This is a genomic window from Streptosporangium sp. NPDC023825 (assembly GCF_040639575.1).
Classification (GTDB): domain Bacteria; phylum Actinomycetota; class Actinomycetes; order Streptosporangiales; family Streptosporangiaceae; genus Streptosporangium.
Map to the genome: position 1 here is coordinate 85,607 of NZ_JBFAAE010000030.1, position 17,275 is coordinate 102,881.

At 71.3% G+C, this 17,275-nt stretch carries 13 protein-coding genes and 1 pseudogene; 7 read left to right on the forward strand and 7 right to left on the reverse strand.

Annotated elements, in window-relative coordinates; all coding sequences use genetic code 11:
• Positions 1–949 precede the first annotated feature (949 nt).
• The gene (locus tag AB0G15_RS24955; RefSeq protein WP_362844084.1) at positions 950–2,563 is read left to right on the forward strand and encodes a SpoIIE family protein phosphatase; all 1,614 of its coding nucleotides are present in this window, start codon (positions 950–952) and stop codon (positions 2,561–2,563) included.
• 504 nt (positions 2,564–3,067) lie between these two features.
• Here AB0G15_RS24955 and AB0G15_RS24960 read toward each other — a convergent pair.
• A complete protein-coding gene (locus AB0G15_RS24960; RefSeq protein WP_362844087.1) occupies positions 3,068–3,847 on the reverse strand; it encodes an aminotransferase class IV family protein in 780 nt (259 codons plus the stop codon).
• A gap of 260 nt (positions 3,848–4,107) precedes the next feature.
• Between AB0G15_RS24960 and AB0G15_RS24965 the strand changes: the two genes are divergently transcribed.
• The 3 genes from AB0G15_RS24965 (at position 4,108) to AB0G15_RS24975 (ending at position 6,170) form a co-directional block, all read left to right on the forward strand.
• Positions 4,108–4,608 carry a hypothetical protein gene (locus AB0G15_RS24965; protein ID WP_362844089.1) on the forward strand — a complete coding sequence of 167 codons (501 nt, stop codon included), beginning with the start codon at positions 4,108–4,110 and terminating at the stop codon, positions 4,606–4,608.
• Positions 4,609–4,876: 268 nt separating this feature from the next.
• The gene (locus AB0G15_RS24970; protein ID WP_362844091.1) at positions 4,877–5,068 is read left to right on the forward strand and encodes a hypothetical protein; all 192 of its coding nucleotides are present in this window, start codon (positions 4,877–4,879) and stop codon (positions 5,066–5,068) included.
• Positions 5,069–5,231: 163 nt separating this feature from the next.
• Positions 5,232–6,170: an MBL fold metallo-hydrolase gene (locus AB0G15_RS24975; RefSeq protein WP_362844094.1), complete on the forward strand. Its 939-nt coding sequence runs from the start codon at positions 5,232–5,234 to the stop codon at positions 6,168–6,170.
• Positions 6,171–6,266: 96 nt separating this feature from the next.
• Here the strand turns inward: AB0G15_RS24975 and AB0G15_RS24980 are convergent, their stop codons facing one another.
• On the reverse strand, positions 6,267–8,201 hold the full coding sequence (locus AB0G15_RS24980; RefSeq protein WP_362844097.1) for a S9 family peptidase: 1,935 nt from the start codon (positions 8,199–8,201) through the stop codon (positions 6,267–6,269).
• A gap of 239 nt (positions 8,202–8,440) precedes the next feature.
• Here AB0G15_RS24980 and AB0G15_RS24985 point away from each other — a divergent pair, with 239 nt between their 5' ends.
• A complete protein-coding gene (locus AB0G15_RS24985; RefSeq protein WP_362844099.1) occupies positions 8,441–9,514 on the forward strand; it encodes a class I SAM-dependent methyltransferase in 1,074 nt (357 codons plus the stop codon).
• A 32-nt stretch (positions 9,515–9,546) separates the two neighbouring features.
• Here AB0G15_RS24985 and AB0G15_RS24990 read toward each other — a convergent pair whose 3' ends face one another.
• Positions 9,547–10,584 carry an alcohol dehydrogenase catalytic domain-containing protein gene (locus tag AB0G15_RS24990; RefSeq protein ID WP_362844102.1) on the reverse strand — a complete coding sequence of 346 codons (1,038 nt, stop codon included), beginning with the start codon at positions 10,582–10,584 and terminating at the stop codon, positions 9,547–9,549.
• Positions 10,585–11,017: 433 nt separating this feature from the next.
• On the opposite strand from AB0G15_RS24990, the gene AB0G15_RS24995 reads away from it, so the two are divergent.
• Both AB0G15_RS24995 and AB0G15_RS25000 read left to right on the forward strand, forming a co-directional pair.
• Positions 11,018–12,451, forward strand: a complete 1,434-nt coding sequence (locus AB0G15_RS24995) for a glutamate--cysteine ligase (protein WP_362844105.1) — start codon at positions 11,018–11,020, stop codon at positions 12,449–12,451.
• An 89-nt stretch (positions 12,452–12,540) separates the two neighbouring features.
• Positions 12,541–13,587 (forward strand): hypothetical protein, encoded by a 1,047-nt coding sequence (locus tag AB0G15_RS25000; protein WP_362844108.1) that lies wholly within the window; start codon positions 12,541–12,543, stop codon positions 13,585–13,587.
• A gap of 147 nt (positions 13,588–13,734) precedes the next feature.
• Here AB0G15_RS25000 and pcp read toward each other — a convergent pair whose 3' ends face one another.
• From pcp to AB0G15_RS25020, 4 genes and pseudogenes are all read right to left on the reverse strand, one after another.
• Positions 13,735–14,361: a pyroglutamyl-peptidase I gene (gene pcp / locus AB0G15_RS25005; RefSeq protein ID WP_362683702.1), complete on the reverse strand. Its 627-nt coding sequence runs from the start codon at positions 14,359–14,361 to the stop codon at positions 13,735–13,737.
• Entirely contained in the window at positions 14,358–14,819 is a 462-nt protein-coding gene (locus AB0G15_RS25010) for a DUF393 domain-containing protein (protein WP_362844110.1), read from the reverse strand. Before AB0G15_RS25010 ends, pcp begins: the two co-directional genes overlap by 4 nt.
• A gap of 28 nt (positions 14,820–14,847) precedes the next feature.
• Positions 14,848–16,701 carry an endonuclease/exonuclease/phosphatase family protein gene (locus AB0G15_RS25015; RefSeq protein ID WP_362844112.1) on the reverse strand — a complete coding sequence of 618 codons (1,854 nt, stop codon included), beginning with the start codon at positions 16,699–16,701 and terminating at the stop codon, positions 14,848–14,850.
• 106 nt (positions 16,702–16,807) lie between these two features.
• Positions 16,808–17,275: pseudogene (locus tag AB0G15_RS25020) on the reverse strand (hypothetical protein); the annotation flags it as partial.

The following is a 17,275-nucleotide window of genomic DNA, read 5'->3' on the forward strand; positions in this document are numbered from 1 at the left end:
CCCTACGACCGCTGTCTTCAACCGGTTCGTCCTACCTTGAACCGCTCCGGGTCTGATGGAGTTCCCACTGATCTCGGAGCGGTCCACAATGAACGTCACCGGATGGCGTACGAGCTGGGAAGCCTCGGTCGCCTGGTCAACGACGCGTTGGACCGGCTACGACAGTCTGGGGACACATTATGGTCATCGATCCGCAGAAGATCGTTGACCATTACGTCAACGGCCCGATTTTCCTGATCATCACGTGTTATCTCGCCTGGACGTTTGTACCGGGTCGTGTTGCCAGGGGGCACGCACGAAGCGGCGGAGTGTCGCGGACCCCGAAAGTGCCGCGTCTGGCGGTGAAAGCTAGTGTGGATGTATGTAAGTGGTGACTTTCCACATTGTCGCGCTTATGTCAGGAGGTGAGGTGGCGGCCCGGAATGTTAGGTCCGAGGGCCACGCCGAGCAGCCGCAGGCGGAGCAGCTCGGCGTTATGGGGACCTCGGACGAAGGGCAGTGGAGCGCGCAGACGCTGACGCTGGCTCTCCAGCAGGCGACGACGGGACTGGGCGGCCTGGGCGCCCTCGTGCACAGGTGCGATTCCGCTACCGGTTGCCTGCGTCTGGCGGCGGCCAGGGGGCTTCTCCCGGAGGCCGCCGAGGCGTGGGCGGATCTTCGTACCGTGCAGGACGTGGCGCCCACACGCGCCGTGCGGCGTGGTGGCTACGTCTGGGTGGGCGGGGACAGCTTGGGGATCGGGGCAACCGGCACGGCGGCATTGCCCCTCCCGGGTGCCGATGGGCCGGTCGGGGTGTTGTCCGTGCTCACGGCAGGGCCCGCCGAGCCGGATGACGAACAGCGGTCCTTTCTCGGTGCGGTAGCAGCATGGGCCGCTGCGCGCCTGGAAGGCTTGCCCGGCACGGAGCCAGGCCTTACTTCGGCGGCCGGGTCCGAGCGGACGGTCCGGATGGGCGAGCTGACCGTGGCGCTCGCCGAGGCCGTCACCACCCGGGACGTCGTGCAGGCCGTCGCGGACCATGTCCTGCCTCCGTTCCGTGCCGACGGGCTCGTGGTCTGGCTGATCGAAGGCGGCCGGCTGGATGTGGTCGGCGCCGCCGGGTACCCACAGGAATTCCTCAGTCTTGTCGACCGGCTCCCGCTCACCGAAACCCTCCCGGTGACCGATGTGCTGGGGACCGGTACTCCCCGGTTCATCGGATCGGAAGCGGAGTATTGCCGGCGTTATCCAACGATGGAGAGCGTGGGGAAGGCGTCACCGAAGAACGCCTGGGCGTTCCTGCCCATGATCGCCTCCGGGCGGTCCATCGGCTCGTGTGTGGTGTCGTTCACCCGGGAGCGTGTCTTCAGCGACGAGGAGCGCACCCTGCTGACGGCCTTGAGCGGTCTGGTCGGCCAGGCGCTGGAACGGGCCCGGCTGTACGACGTGGAACACGCCCGCGCACAGGAACTGCAGCGCGGCTTGCTTCCCCGGGAGCTTCCCCGTCTCCCCGTCGCCTGCGCCGCCGCACGCTACCTGCCCGCGGGCCGGGGCGAGGAGGTGGGCGGCGACTGGTACGACCTGATCCCGCTGTCCGGTGACCGGGTCGCCATGGTGATCGGCGACGTCATGGGACACGGCATCACCGAAGCGGCCACCATGGGTCGCCTGCGCACCGCTGTACGCACCCTCGCCGACCTCGACCTGCCCCCCGACGAACTGCTCGGCCACCTCAACGATCTGGTCAGCGACCTCGGTGACGACTTCTACGCCACCTGCCTGTACGCCGTCTTCGATCCCACCACCCGGACCTGTACGTTCTGCCTGGCCGGCCATCCCCCACCGGTCATCGTCCATCCCGACGGCACCGTGCTGTGCCCCCACCTGGCCGCCGACCCGCCGCTGGGCGCCGCGGAACCGCCCTTCGAGATCCACGAATTGCACCTGCCCGAGGAGAGCCTGCTGGTGTTCTGCACCGACGGCCTCGTCGAATCCGCCACCCGCGACGTCGACAAGGGCCTGGCCCAGCTCCGCCGGATCGTGGCCCAGGCCGTGCCCCGCATTCCGCACCTCTGGTCAGGACGCCAGGGCGACGACGTCGGCTGCCTGGAGGATCTCTGCGACACGGTCGTCTCGGCGCTGCTGCCCGCCCGTGAACAGACCGACGATGACGCCGCCCTGTTCATCGTCCACACCCGCGGTACCGCCGCCGACGATGTCGCCACCTGCAGCCTCCCCGACGATCCCAGAGCAGCCGGACAGGCCCGCAAATATGTCCGCAAACAGCTGGCCGTCTGGGGACTGGACGATCTGACGATCACCACCGAACTTCTGGTCAGCGAGCTCATCGGCAACGTGATCCGGCACGCAAAGGGCCCCATATGCCTGCGCCTGCTGCGCAGCCGCTCCCTGATCTGCGAGGTCTACGACGGCAGCCTCAGCACCCCGCGCATCCGCCACGCCTCCTACACCGACGAAGGCGGCCGGGGCCTGCAGTTGGTGGCCGCCCTCTCCCGGCGCTGGGGCGCCCGCTACCTCCAAGACGGCAAATGCATCTGGACCGAGCAATCCCTCCCCTGCTGACGACAACGCGATAAGGCCCTTCGGGTGAGATGGACTCTCTCGGTGACCGGGGGCCGAGGCCGAACGAAGGCAAGCAAGGTCAAGAGAACGTGCGAAGCGGCTTCTGGCCCGGCGGCCCATCACTTCTCGCCTTCGGCCTGGCGCTGCTCCTTCACCGCCCTGATGGCATCACTCATCGCGTGTGGCGTCGCGCGGACTTGCTCGTGACCAACACCTATGCGGGCGTGGAAGTCCCGTCGTCGAGGTGAACGACCTTGCGGATCACGTTGAGGGTGTTGTTGATCGCGACGGCGTCGTCCAGCACCTACTCGCCCCATTTGGCGGGATCGCCGTAGCTCATCATGCCGAGGCAGACCCTCGACACCTTCATCCCGGTGGACCCCAGGCGCACGTACTCCATGTCAAACCTCCGGATCTTCAATGCCCTGGACTCCACCCTGCGACCGCTGTCTTCAACCGGTTCGTCCCGGTCTCCGCCGGTCCCGGTGGGGACGGGGACGGCTGTTACAGCCGTTCCGGCGGGATCTCCTCGTACTCCTTCCGGAGTGTCTCGAAAACAGGGTGGTCGTCGGCCAGGTTCGTGCCGTCGACGGCGCTGATCGCTCGCACGCCTATCGTCGTGTTCGTGGCGAACGCGGCCCGCATGGCGGGGACGTCGCGGATGTTCACCGGTGCGGTCGTCGTATTGTCGTGAACCTGGTCCAGCAGCCTCATCGTTATCCCCGGCAGCATTTCCGCGTCCGGCCAGACGACCCGCTCCCCGTCGAAGAAACCGATGTTCCACGTCGCCCCTTCGGATATGAAGGAGGCGTCGTCGACGAAGAGCGCGTCGTCGTATCCCCGCATCTGAACCTGCCGCCGGTGCCACAGCGATCCCATCAATCCGACGTGCTTCACCTCCGGCAGGTCACGCCGGTGGCCGACCGTTCGCACGCGAATCGGAGAAGGGGGCAACGGCATGGCCGGCCGGGTGGTGACCAGCACGCTCGGTTCCGCGGTGGACACGGGGTGCCCAAGATCAAGATCTGGGTCGAAAACGGTCACCCGGACCACGAACGCCCCGCGTTGCCCCCCGACCGCGTGCCGGACGAACTCGCGGACCCGTTCCCTGTCCAGGCTCACATCGAACAGGAGCCGGCAGTCGTTCGAGAGACGGTCCAGGTGGTGGGAGAATCCCCTTGTCCGCCGATCCTGAACACGCATGGACGTGAAATGGCCGTAGTTGAGGAGGGCCAGCGCCCGTAAGGCTTCCGAGGTCACCGGTGTCCCGTTGAGTTCCGCCATGTTTCGATTCTTACACCGGCGGCGATCGCGGGACATCCGCGAGTCCGGTGGGAGTCCGGTGCCGGGTCCGTACGGGGACGGGGGAAGGTCTTCGCCCTCCGGTTCTTTTGACGGTCCGGCTACGGCGCTCGTATGCCACCGCCGACCGGCCGCATGAGGCAGCCTTCGGTCCGCGGAAGGCTCACGTGGATTTCCCGGCACCGGCCGGGAAATGTCGGTTCACGATCGTAGGCTTGCCGCTCATGACCGATTCTCGCAGCGTGTCATTCGACGTGCGTGTCTCCTACCGGCAGGCGTACCTCGTCGACGAGACCGATGACGCCATGGGCCCGGAGGACCTGCTCGACGACCATCCCGCGCACCCTGTCGGGATCATACGGGTGGCGGACGGCTGCGCCTTTCTGCTCACCGGCCTGCACACGGGCACGGTCGGCTTCTCGGTGACGGTGGCCGCCCACGACCCGGGAGCGGACTCCGACGGCTACGAGGACATCGTGGAGATCGGCTTCGAGTCCGAGGCCGGGCGGGTCTCCTTGCACGAGTGGGGGGGAAAGCTCCACGAGCTTCCCGAACTGCCCGCGGGACCGGGGTGGTACCGGTTGCGCTACCACGCCCGGAACATGGACGAGGCCGCGGAGGTGGACACTTCGAGCGAGGTCATCGACCACTACCTGCTGCAGATCTGGCCTGAGAGCGAGTCCGTCCCGCGCGTGGTCAAGGCCACGAGCGGGTCGCTCGCCTACTGGCGCCGGCCAAGCTGACACCCAGGAGACCTCCGCCGCCCGAGAACGACCTTCGGTCCTCGTGGAGGTCTGACCTGAGGGGGCCGGGACGGCGGCGGTGCCGGTTTCCGGGAGCTCGTGCCACCCTCGATCGTGTGGGTCACAGGCTCGTTCCAGCGCTGGGAGGACGGAGGACGTCGATGGCCGGTTACGAGAACGCCCTGGACGCCGAGTACACCTGGGAGGATTTCTGGCACGGCCTCTCACCGTCGTGGCGGCGGGTGCTGTGCGGCTCCGACGCCCTCACGTGGGCCTGGAGTCCCTCGCTCTGGCGCACGGTGACTTCGGGGTGTTGCCGCCCCTTGCTCATCTCGCCGAGCTCGTCGTGTACGGCGATGCCGACGTCGACGTCGGCATCGCCGTCCAGCGGAATCCCGGCCTGCGGGTCACCCGCCCCGACGAGCCGTACTTCCCTCCCTTCGGCCCCGGCGACGTGTGAACGCCGAACCGGCCCGAGGGCCGGATCTGTCGCGCCCCGCCCGTAGGAAGATCGTGACGGCCGGGAGACGAGCGTGCACTTTTACCTGTGAAATAGGTCTAAAAACCTCAAAAGACCTCATTCGGTATGACTAGTGGTGGATGCAGGCCCGACAATCCCAGGTATGAGTTCATCGCGACACGACCATCCCCTGCCTCCGGCGCGCGTCCAGGAGGTCTCCGACGGGATCTACACCTACCTGCAGCCCGACGGAAGCTGGTGGATCAACAACACGGGCTTCCTCGTCGGCCGCCGCGGAGTGATCAGTGTGGACTCCTGCTCCACCGAACGCCGCACGCTCGCCTACCGCGAGGCCATCAGGTCGGTCACCGACCGGCCGATCACGACGCTGGTCAACACCCACCACCACGGTGACCACACCTTCGGCAACTCCGCCTTCCCCGAGGCGACGATCGTCGGGCACGAGCGGACCAGGGAGATGATCATCGCCGAGGGGATCCCCGACTACCTGAAGCTGGCCTGGACCGAGGTCGACTGGGGCAACCTGGAGGCCCGTCCGCCGTTCCTCACCTACACCGACGGGGTGACCGTCTACTCCGACGAGCTGCGCTGCGAGGTACGGCACATCGGCGTCCCGGCCCACACGACCAACGACTCGATCGTGTGGATCCCCGAGCGGTCGCTGCTGTTCGCCGGTGACCTGGTGTTCAACGGCGGCACGCCGTTCGTGATGATGGGTTCGGTGACCGGGGCCATCGCGGCGCTCGACGAGCTGCGGGCGCTGGGCGCGGAGACGATCGTCCCGGGACACGGCGAGGTGTGCGGCCCGGAGATCATCGACCACGTGCAGGGCTATCTGCGGTTCGTGCTCGCCACCGCCGAACGCGGCAGGCAGGCCGGGCTGTCCCCGCTGGAGACCGCGCGCGAGACCGACCTCGGGGAGTACGCGGGACTGCTCGACCCCGAGCGCATCGTCGGCAACCTGCACCGGGCCTACGCCGAGCTGGACGGGCTGCCCCCGGGCGGGCAGATCGACCTGGTCACCGCGATGCTGGAGATGATCGACTACAACGGGGGCAAGCCCCTGACCTGCCTGGCCTGACCCTGTCCGTCCCGGCCGGTGTCCGTCCTGGCCGGTGCCGGGACCCGAAGCCAGAGGCCCCGGCGCCCCGGTCTCACCGGGTCTCGTACGCCGGCGTCAGGACAGGTGGCGCGACCACCACTCCAGGACGGCCTCGAAGCGCTGCAGACGGTGCCTCGGACGGCCGCCGCGCGTGAGCTCGTGCCCCCCGGCGGGGAAGAGCAGGAGCTCGGCGGGGACGCCGTTGCGGCGCAGCGCGACGAACATCCGCTGCGCCTGCTCGACCGGGCAGCGGATGTCGTCCTCGGAGTGGACCACCGCGAACGGCAGGGTGATCCGGCCGGCCTGGTAGAGCGGGCTCATCGCCCGCTGGGCCTCCGGGTCGGGGCCGCAGTAGGCCTCGGCGAAGTACCAGCCGATGTCGGAGGAGCCGGTGAAGGAGTCCCAGGCGTTGACCGCGCGCTCGCTCCAGGCGGCCCTGAACCGGTCCCCGTGGCGGGCGGCCAGCCAGCTCGTCATGAAGCCGCCGTAGGAGCCGCCCATCACGCCCACCCGCCCGCCGTCGCACGCGGGGTCGGCCAGCGCCGCGTCCAGCAGGGCGAGCACGTCGTCGGCGTCCACGCCGCCCAGCGCGCCGACCACCGAGCGGCCGTGCGCCTGGCCGTACCCGCAGGAGCCGCGCGGGTTGGGCAGGACCACCGCGTACCCGGCTCCCGTGTAGACCTGGGTCTCGTCCAGGAACGCCCATCCGTGGTGGTGGAACGGGCCGCCGTGCACGTTCAGCAGGACCGGGTGCGGCCCGTCGCCCTCGGGCAGGGCCAGCCAGCCGTGGACCGGGTAGCCGTCGGCGGAGACGGCGGTGATCTCGCGCAGCGGCCTGATCCCGGGGAGAGGGCCCGAGAAGCCGGTCAGCGTCCCGTCGGGGGTGACCACCTCGCCGGGACTCGCGGGCGTGGACAGCACCGCGACGATCCGCTCCCCGCAGGTGGTGAACGCCTTGACGCGCGCCCGCTCACCCAGGACGAGGGCGAGCTTCTCCAGCGGCGCGCCGACGGCGCCGGAGGGGACCAGGCGCAGCTCGACCGCGCCGCGCACCCGCACCGCGACCAGGACGCCGTCCTCCCGGGGTACGGGGGGCAATGGCTCGCAGTCCACCGACTCCTCCTCGGTCAGCCGGGTCCCGGCCGCCACCTCGCCACCCTCGCCACCCTCGCCGCCCTCGCCGCTCTCGCCGATCCGCAGCGGCGCGCGGTAGAGGCCCGTGTTGCGGGCGACCGCGTCGATGCCGGAGAACTCCGTGCCGAGGTAGAGCACCTCCCCGCCCGGCAGGGCGACGGGATGCTCGGCGGAGCCGTCGCTGCGCACCGCGAGGACCGGGGCGCCCCCGCCGGACGGGACCGCGTACACGTCCGTGTGCAGGCTCTCGCCGTCGAGGTCGCGGGGGGCCGAGACCAGCACGTGCTCGCCGTCCCGCGTCCAGGCGGGAGACTCCACGTCGTAGGGTCCCTCGGTCAGCCGGACCGGCCGCGGGACGTCGGCGAGGGCGTTGACCACGAACAGGCTCTGCGGCCGGTCGAAGGTGAAGCCGACCCCCTCGGTCCGGTGGCGCAGTCCGGTGATCCGGCGGGGCGCCTCGGCTTCGGCGCCCACCCCCTCCTCGGTGCCGTACCGGCCGGGTTCGGCGACCCGGGCGACGAACGCGATCCGGCGCGAGTCCGGCGCCCAGGCCGGGACGCCCGCGCCCAGCGGCAGATCGGTGATCGGCCTCGCCTCGCCTCCGCCGGTGGGCATCACGTACAGCTGCGGGGCGCCGTCGCCGTCGCCGCCGGCGCGCAGGAAGGCGACCTGGGCGCCGTCGGGGGAGATGCGCGGCGCGCTGTCGCGCTCGCCGAAGGAGAACCGGACGGGCGGACCGTCCGGCGGCACCCGCCACAGGCTTCCCCGGTAGGCGTCGGCCTCCAGGTCGGGCCGGGCCACGTCGACGAGGAGGAGGTCACCGTGGAGCGTGACACTGCCGGGGACGTTGAGCAGGGCGAGGTCTTCTGGGCGCATGGTCAACTACGCTATCACCCCTTTAGTAGTTAATAAGGTTATTTAAAGTGCTATGTCGGCTTTGGTGGAGATGGCATCCATTTTGCTTTCTGTCCTTTTCCGGAAAGGGAATTTCCTGCCCGGCCTCTTGGAATACCTGAAGGCGCCGATACGAAACAGCGGTTGAGTCATTGATGGGGTCGTGTCACTTTTGATAGGAACCCTCCTTTTGGGAAGGTCCTGGTGAAGGGATGGCCGTGGTGTCCGTCAGACGAACGCTCTCGCGGGTCGTGTACGGCTCCCGCTACGACCGGGTCCCCTGGGGGCAGCGGGTTTATGTCCGCCCCGGGGAAAGGCTCGCCCGCGAGATCCAGTGGCGCCTGAGAGTTCGCCGGGCCCCGGTCATGAGGTTCCAGGACTACCGGGAACGGACGCTCCTGGGGGAGATCGAGGAGTTCGTCACCTGCCACCTGTGCGGGGAGACGCGCCAGCAGCCGATGTTCCAGCCGGCCGGCGACAGGCGGGGGTGGAGTTACCGGGTGGTGCGCTGCCCGACGTGCGGCTTCCTCTACCGCAACCCCAACATCCGGCCCGACCGGCTGGGCGACCTGTACGCCACCGGCTACAGCGGATTCCTGACCGGGAAGTACGCGGCCAACCGGCAGCGGCGCTACCGGCTGACGATGGACGCCTTCGGCCCTGTCTTCTCCTCGGGGCAGGGGCGCAGGCTGCTCGACTTCGGCTGCGGCACCGGTCTCTTCCTGCAGCTCGCCGAGCAGCGCGGCTTCGACGCGGTCGGGATCGACCTCTCACCCGACTCCGTGGCCGCCGCCAACGAGCGCCTCACCGGCGCGAGGGCCCACCTCGGGGCCCCCGAGGACGTCCCGGAGGTCGCCGCGGGGGGCTTCGACGTGATCACCCTCTGGTCGGTCCTGGCCCACCTGCCCCGCCCGCTCGACGACTTCAGGCGCTTCCGTGCCCTGCTCGCCCCCGGCGGGGTGCTGCTCGTCCTCACCGTGAACGCCGCCTCCCTGCAGCTCAAGGCATACGGCAGCGGCTGGAACGGCTTCACGAGGAACCACCTGATGTTCTACTCGGCCGAGACCGTACCGGCCCTGCTGCGCCGCACCGGATTCGCCGGGGTGGCCTTCGCCCCGTTCTACGGCGACACCGTCGAGGCGAACACCACCAGGCTGCCGGAGCCGCTGAACCGGCGCCTGCGCCGCAACGTCGAGATCAGCGACGGGGGGAACATGCTCAGGGCCCTGGCCTTCGCCGACGACGAGGCCGTCGGCAGGTGGGGCGCGAACCTCCAGGTCCGCCGCCTGACCTGATCCACCGGAGGACCGAGGGCCCGGCGGACCCGTCAGCGCCGGGACGGCAGGATCATCGTGACCCCGGGAACGGAGCCGATCGAGGCGAGCGCGGCTCCCGCCTCGTCCAGGCCGATGGAGCGGGTGACCAGCGCGTCCGGACTCAGGGTGCCGTCGGCGACGGCCTCCAGCATCGCCGGGTAGGCGTGGGCGGCCATGCCGTGGCTGCCGAGGAGTTCGAGCTCGTAACCGATCACCCGGCCCATCGGGAGCGGGGTGAGTCCGGGCAGCAGGCCGATCTGGACGTGGCGTCCCCGGCGGCGCAGGCTCTCGATCGACGCCACGCACGTCTCGGGACCGCCGAGGGCGTCGATGGAGACGTGGGCACCGCCCGAGGTCAGCTCCCTGACGCGCGCGGCGACATCGGCCTCGGGCGGTTCGGCGCCGACGCAGGCGACGGCGCCGAACCGCCGGGCCAGCTCCAGGGCGCCCGCCGAGACGTCCACGGCGATCACCCGGGCCCCGGCCGCGGCGGCGATCATTACGGCGGACAGCCCCACGCCGCCGCAGCCGTGCACGGCCACCCACTCGTCCGGCCGCACCCGGCCCACGGCGGTCACGGCACGGTACGAGGTGGCGAAGCGGCAGCCCAGGCCGGCGGCGGTGGAGAAGGCCATCTCCTCGGGGAGCCGCACCAGGTTCACGTCCGCGTGGTGGACGGCCACGTACTCGGCGAAGGAGCCCCAGTGGGTGAACCCCGGCTGGGTCTGGCGCTCGCAGACCTGCTGATCACCGGACAGGCAGGCCGCGCAGGACCCGCAGGCGCAGACGAACGGGACGGTCACGCGGTCGCCGGGCCGCCACGAGGCGACGCCGGAGCCCACCGCCTCCACGACCCCGGCGAGCTCGTGCCCCGGCACGTGAGGAAGGACCCGGATGTCGGGGTCGTGGCCCTGCCAGCCGTGCCAGTCGCTCCGGCACAGGCCGGTGGCCTCCACGCGGATCACCGCTCCGCCGGGCGGGGGCTCGGGGGCAGGCACCTCCCGGACCTCCGGCTCGGCCCCGAAGGCGTCGAAGACCACCGCTCGCATCCGCGCACACTCCCTCGCCCCGGCCTCCGGCCCTCTCCGCCGGCAGGCTCGTCTGGCCGGTGAGCCTATTCGGTCGGCGAGCCGGTCCGGCCGGTGAGCCGGTTTGTTCGGTGGGCCGGTTTGTCCGGCGAGCCGGTCCGTTCGGTGGGCCCGTTCGAGCGGTGGGCCGTTCCGGCCGCCCGGCCAAAGATCCGCGGACCCGCTCCTCCGGCCGGAAATCCCCTCATCCGGCCGGAATCCGCTCCTCCGGCGGGCGATCCGCAGGCCCGCTCGACCCGGTCGGGGACCCGCCCGGCCGGGCGGGTCCGGGCCGCCTCGGATGCCGTACGACCTCCGGCAACGCCGCGCGCGCCGCCGGTGGCGGTGCGTTCTGATTAGAACGGGCAACCTGGGAGAGAGGGAGGGCACAAGGGTCAACGGATCGGACGGTGTGATGGGGCAGAAAGTCGACAAGGACCGCTACTCCGAGGCGGAGTTCCTCCGTTTCCGGGCGAAATTGGCGGAGCAGCTCGACACCCTCCGCGAGGTGCTCGCGAGGCCGGGTTTCGGCGCCGGTCCCGCGACCATCGGAGCCGAGCTGGAGATGTTCCTGATAACCCCCGAGGGGCGGCCGCTTCCCCGTAACCACGAGGTGCGGGACGCCGCGGCCGACGACCGGCTCACGCTGGAGCTGGGCAGGTTCAACCTGGAGGCCAACCTGACCCCGCTGCCGATCGCCGGGCGGCCGTTCAGCGCCCTGGTGCGCGAGATGCGGGAGATCATGGCCGTGGTGGACGCGGCGGCCGCCACGCAGGGCGGGCAGGCGGTGGCGATCGGGATCCTGCCGTCGCTGAGCGAGTTCGACTTCACCCACGAGGCGCTGAGCGGCGAGGGCCGCTACCGGGCGCTGGCCAGGGGCATGCGGCGGCTGCGCACGGAGCCGTTCCGGGTGCGCGTCGAGGGCGTCGAGCTGCTGGAGCTGGAGGTCGAGGGGGTGATCCTGGAGAGCGCCAACACCTCCTGGCAGGTCCATCTCCGCACGACCCCCGCCGACTTCGCCCGCGTCTACAACGCCGCCCAGCTGGCCATCGGCCCGGTCCTCGCGGTCAGCGGGAACTCTCCCGGCTTCCTGGGCAGGCGGCTGTGGGAGGAGACGAGGATCGCGCTGTTCGAGGAGGCCGCCGACGACCGGGACGTGGAGCGGCTCGACCGCAGGGACCGCCGGGTGGGGTTCGGTTCCGGCTGGGTGCGGAGCATCGAGGAGATGTTCGAGACGTGCGTCCGCGACTACGAGCCGGTGCTGCCGATGACCTCGGCGGTGCGGGAGACGCCGGGCGGCGTCCCCGAGCTGGCCGAGCTCCGGCTGCACCAGGGCACCGTGTGGCAGTGGAACCGGCCGGTCTACGACCCCGGTGACGGAGGCCACCTGCGGGTGGAGATGCGCGCCCTGCCCGCGGGGCCGAGCGCGCCGGACATGGCGGCCAACAGCGCGTTCCTGCTCGGGCTGACCGCCGCCCTGGCCGTCCGGCCGGTGGAGGAGTTCCCCTTCGCCGGGGCCTACCGCAACTTCTACCGCGCCGCGATCCACGGCCTGGACGCGCCGATGAGCTGGCCGGGCCTGAGCGAGGAGATACCGGCCGAGCGGCTCGCCCTGGACCTGCTCCCGGTCGCCGAGGCCGGGCTCGACAGGATGGGCGTGGACCCGGACGAGACCAGATGGGCGCTGGACATCGTGCGGGAGCGCGTGACCCGCCGCCGTACCGGCGCGATCTGGCAGCGGGAGGCGCTGGCCCGCGAGGGCGGCGACCAGGCCGCGGCGGCGCGCGTGGTGAGCCGGTACCGGGAGCTGTCGCTGGCCGGGGAGCCCGTCCACACCTGGCCTTTTTAACTACAAAAGGGATTTGAGTACCGGCATACTCATGAACTCCGTATCTTGATCCGCCGATCCTGGCGGAACCGGACAGGGAGAGACCCCTCATGAGTCAGATGAAGGCCGTGTCGGCGGAGCCGTTCGGGCTGAAGCGGGACGGTGGCGGCCTCGCGGCCGGGATCAAGATCCTGGAGAAGGAGCTCAAGCGGGTATCCCTCGACACCGTCCTGGCCAAGGCCAACCGCGTCGCGGCCAGGAAGGGGTCGGCCGGCGCCGGGGCGTTCGCCACGATGAAGCCGAAACCGGTCGACTGGTACAGCTTCGACGCCGGGGACAACGCCACCAGGGAGTGGTACCCGCAGGGCCTGACCTGCGCCTCCGACGCCGGGATCGGCGGGAGCACGTTCGTGGTGAGCTGGTACCACACGCCGGCGTCGGGGGCCGAGCGGGGCGTGCGCCTGAGCTTCCTGAACACCGCGACGCTCCGCTACCGGCACGTCCTGCTCGTCCGCGCCGGCGCCGACGGGAACATCGCGCCGATCAACATCCACGCCGGCGGCGTCGCCTGGTACGGCAACCTGCTGTACGTCGCCGACACCACCCGGGGCCTGCGGGTCTTCGACACCCGGCAGATCTTCGAGATCGACGGGAACGGCACGGAGACCATCGGCAGGAAGGGCGACGTCTACGAGGCGTTCGGCTACCGGTACGTGATGCCGCAGACCGACGCCTGGACCACCACCAGCGGTACCGTCCGCTTCTCCTTCGCCGCCGTCGACCGCAGCACCGCCCCCGACACCCTGATCTCCGGCGAGTACGTCGACACCGCGGGCACGGTCGGACGGGTGGCCCGCTGGCCGCTGACCGAGGCGGGAATCCTGAACGCCCCCGGCGGCGGCGTCGTCAAGGCCGTGGACGCCTACGAGCTGCCGGCGGGCAAGATCCAGGGCGCGCTCTCCCACGAGGGCACCTGGTACCTCAGCCAGACCGCGGGCTCCACCGGGAACGGCACCCTGATCGTGGTCGGCGACACGGTGCGCAGGCGGCCCTACCCGGTGGGCCCGGAGGACCTGACCTGCGTCCGCGACAAGAGGACGCTGTGGAGCGTGAGCGAGTTCGCGGGCCGTCGCACGGTGTACGGCGTGCCGCTCTGAGGGGGCCGTACGGGGAGGGCGGACGGCCGCACCGGGCACCCCGCCGGCGGCTCCCGGCAGAAGAGCCGGCGATCGGGCTGAGGAACCGGCGATCGGGCTGAGGTCGCCCTCGGCGCGGACCCCGGAGCCGGCCACCACGAAGGGCCTTCAGTGCAGGGAGCCGCCGACCAGGCGGAGGTCGCCGCCCAAAGAGACCGAGACGGCGGTGGTCACGATCGCGGTGAGCGCCTGGGCGACCACCGTGACGGGCATGGAGGGCCTGGCGTCGTCCAGGACCTGTTCGGGGCTGAACGGCACGTGTACGAACCCCCCGCGGATCGCCGGCCTCTCGGTGGCGATCATGTGCATGAGGCCGTAGAAGAGGTGGTTGCACAGGAACGTCCCGGCGCTCTGCGAGACGCTCGCCGGGACCCCGACGGCTCGCGCCGCCGCCACGCACGCCTTCACCGGCAGGGTGGAGAAGTAGGCGGCAGGACCGCCGCGCACCACCGGCTCGTCGATCGGCCGGCGTCCCGCGCAGTCGGGGATGCGGGCGTCGTCGAGGTTGACGGCCACCCGCTCCACCGTCACGTCCGGCCGCCCTCCGGCCTGCCCGACGCACACGACCACCGCCGGATCGTGCTCCGCCACCGCCGCGCGCAGGTGCTCCAGCGCCCCGCCGAACGCGCAGGGAAGCAGCGCGGTACGCACCCCGGGCACGAGCCTGATCGCCTCCCACGACGGGTTGCCGGCGCCGTCGAGCGGCTCGAACCCGGTGAGCAGGACGCCCTTCATCGGCGCTCCGAAGGCGCGGGCGCCGGGATCGGCTCCGAAGGCACGGGCGCCGGGATCACGGGGGAGCCGGCGGGCCCGGAGCGCGAGGGCTGCGAGGGCAGGGCACAGGCGGGGGTGCCGCCCGGCAGGCGGTGACGGTTGGCGGCGACGAGCCGGTAGACCCCCCGGGCCGCCCACCGGAACGGCGGGATCCGCAGCACGAACCCCAGAGGGCTCCACGGGAGACCCGCGGAGATCAGCAGCCTGGCCACCGCCTGCGCCCCGCCGTACACCCGGCCGTTCTCGACCCAGAGGACCTCACGCTCGGCCCGCTCGCGGGTCACGCCCAGCGCCCGGAGGTCCGCGAGCTGCCAGGGGACGACCCGGGCGCGCACCCCGACGCGGCGCTCGGCGAACCGGACGCTCGTCGTGCAGAAACCGCAGTCGCCGTCGAAGACCAGTACAGGTTGTCCCGTCATGCGACTGACATTACCCAGCCGGACTCGATCAAGGCCCGGCGACCAGGGTGACCGCGACCGGGCGGTGGTCGGAGTACGGGACATCCGGGTTGGCCTGGTCCTTTCCGGTGAAACCCGGGGTGACGAGCACGTGGTCGATCTGCTCGGCCGGACCGCTCCGGGACGGGATGGTGTTGAACGGCCTCACCGGGGCGAGGGGGTCGGTCAGGCCCGCCCCGGTCAGCACCCGCCAGGCGGGGTCACCGGGCTGGAGGTTGAGGTCACCGGCCACGACCACCGGGGCGCCGCCCGCCGCGGCGTTCCTGACGATCCCCCCGAGCTGCTCGACCTGGTCGAGCTCGCGCCAGCCCGGCGGAGGCTGCAGGTGGGTGCCGATCACGGTGATGTCCCGGCCCTGCCACCGCAGCCCGACCTCCAGCGCCTGGGCGCCGGTCGGGCCGCCCTGGACCAGCACGTGGTTCCTCACCGTGGTGATCGGCAGCGTGGTGAGCAGGGCGTCGCCCCAGACCTCGTCGGTCGCCGGGGCCCAGATGTAGTGCATGTCCAGCCGCTCGGCGATCAGCCGCACCCCGTCGTGGCCGCCGTTGAGCAGCCAGCCCCTGTCGGCCTCGCTCAGCACCACCACGTGCGGCCGCAGCTCCCTGATCGCGTCGGCCTGCTGCTCCAGGGAGAGCCTGCCGGACTCGCCGTAGCCCATCCTGATGTTGTACGCCGCGATCCGCAGCCCGTCGCCCGGCCCCTCCCAGCGGGGCGGGGTGCCCTGCCACAGGGGAACGGCCGCCACCAGCGCGACCGCGGCCACGGCGGCGGCCGCGAACCGCCGGTCGTAGGAACGGCGCGGCAGGCCCGCGCTGCCCGCCACGCCCAGGAGCGCGACGACGAGCGCCGCGCAGACCGGCACCCACCCGTTGGGCAGGTAGAGGTCGTAGGCGGCGTAGTAGCCGAAGACGAACACGACGAACAGCAGCATCCCCCCGGCCGCGGCCAGGCCCCGCCGGGCCGGCCGGTCCCGGCCGAAGGTCGTCGCGGCGTGCGCCAGGCAGGCTCCCAGCGCGACCTGGCCGACGATCTGCGCGACGATCGTCCAGCCGGGCGCCACACCGTGGACGCCGTCCACGGTGGCCCTGCCCAGCGTGAACGCCACCGCCGAGGCCACCAGGGCGACCGCGGGCAGGAGCGGGCGGCGCAGCACCGGAAGCGCGGCGGGCGCCGCAGACACCACCGCGAACGCCGCCACGATCACGGCGGCGGCCTGCTGGGCGGAGTCGGTCGCAGCCTGGGCGTGCGCGGTGTTGCCGGTGTGGAGACCCCAGAGCAGCAGGGCGGGGCCGACCGCCAGCCAGGCGCGGGGAGCCCCGGAGTACTCCTCGTCCGGGGGTTCGGCCCGGACCGTGAACGCGCAGAAGAGCAGGAGCTCCACCAGCAGCAGCACCCACGGGACCGCTCCAGGCCGCCACATCAGGTCGATGCCGTCCAACGCCGCGTGGATCACCGTGGAGGCGGCCAGGCCGACGATCAACCCGCCCATCACGGGCCGGGCGTCGATGCTGCTCATCGCGATCGCCACCAGCCAGACCAGCCCGGCCAGCAGGCCCAGGCTCGCCACGTACAGCTGAACGTCCCCGCCGCCGGTCAGCTGGAGCGCGAGCCTGGCCAGGAGCAGCAGGCCCGCGGCGCCGAGGGCGATCAGCGGCGGCCGGACGGACCTGGCCAGCGGGACGGCGAGGAAGGCCAGCACGAACCAGGAGACGGCGTACAGGCCCATCATCTCCGCGGGGGTGCTTCCCGCCCGGCCGAAGAGCGTGATCAGCGACGGAAGGAAGACCCGGAGCACGTCGACGAGCACGACCACGCCGAGGGTCACGTCCAGGCGGATCCGCATGCTACCTCCAAAGAACGCGAGCTATCCTCGCCTTCTTCGCGATCCATGACAAGGGTGGGACCCGCCCGGACCGTCGCCGGGCCCCGAAAGGCTCCACCGCGACGTCTCAGCGGCCCGGGGACTCCTCCGCGTCTCCGGGAGAAGACGGATTCGCGGGGGACGGAGGCTCGCCGGAAGGATCGGCGGGCCCGCGGGGGGAGGGGGCGGGAGATCCGTCCCCCCGGCCTGGAGGCCGGCCGGAGGAGGCGGAAAACCCGCTCGCGAAGGACCCGGGACCGCCGGGGGAAGTGGCGGCAGGGCCGTCGAGGTGGCGGAACGCCTCGTGCGCCGAGCGGACGCTGTCGCGCAGCGCCTGCTCGAGATGACCGGCGTCCTCGGCCAGCCTCCCTATCTCCGGTACGGCGAAGGCGTCCGCCCCGGACTCCGCCAGCAGTTCCTCGTAGCGGGGAAGCCTCGCGCGAAGCGCCTCGATCTGGTCGTGGGCGCGCAGTGCCCGCTCGGCGTCGGCCACGTGGCCCGCGTAGCGTTCCAGGGCCTCCACCCGGGCGAGGACGGCGGCCTCGCTGGCGGCCAG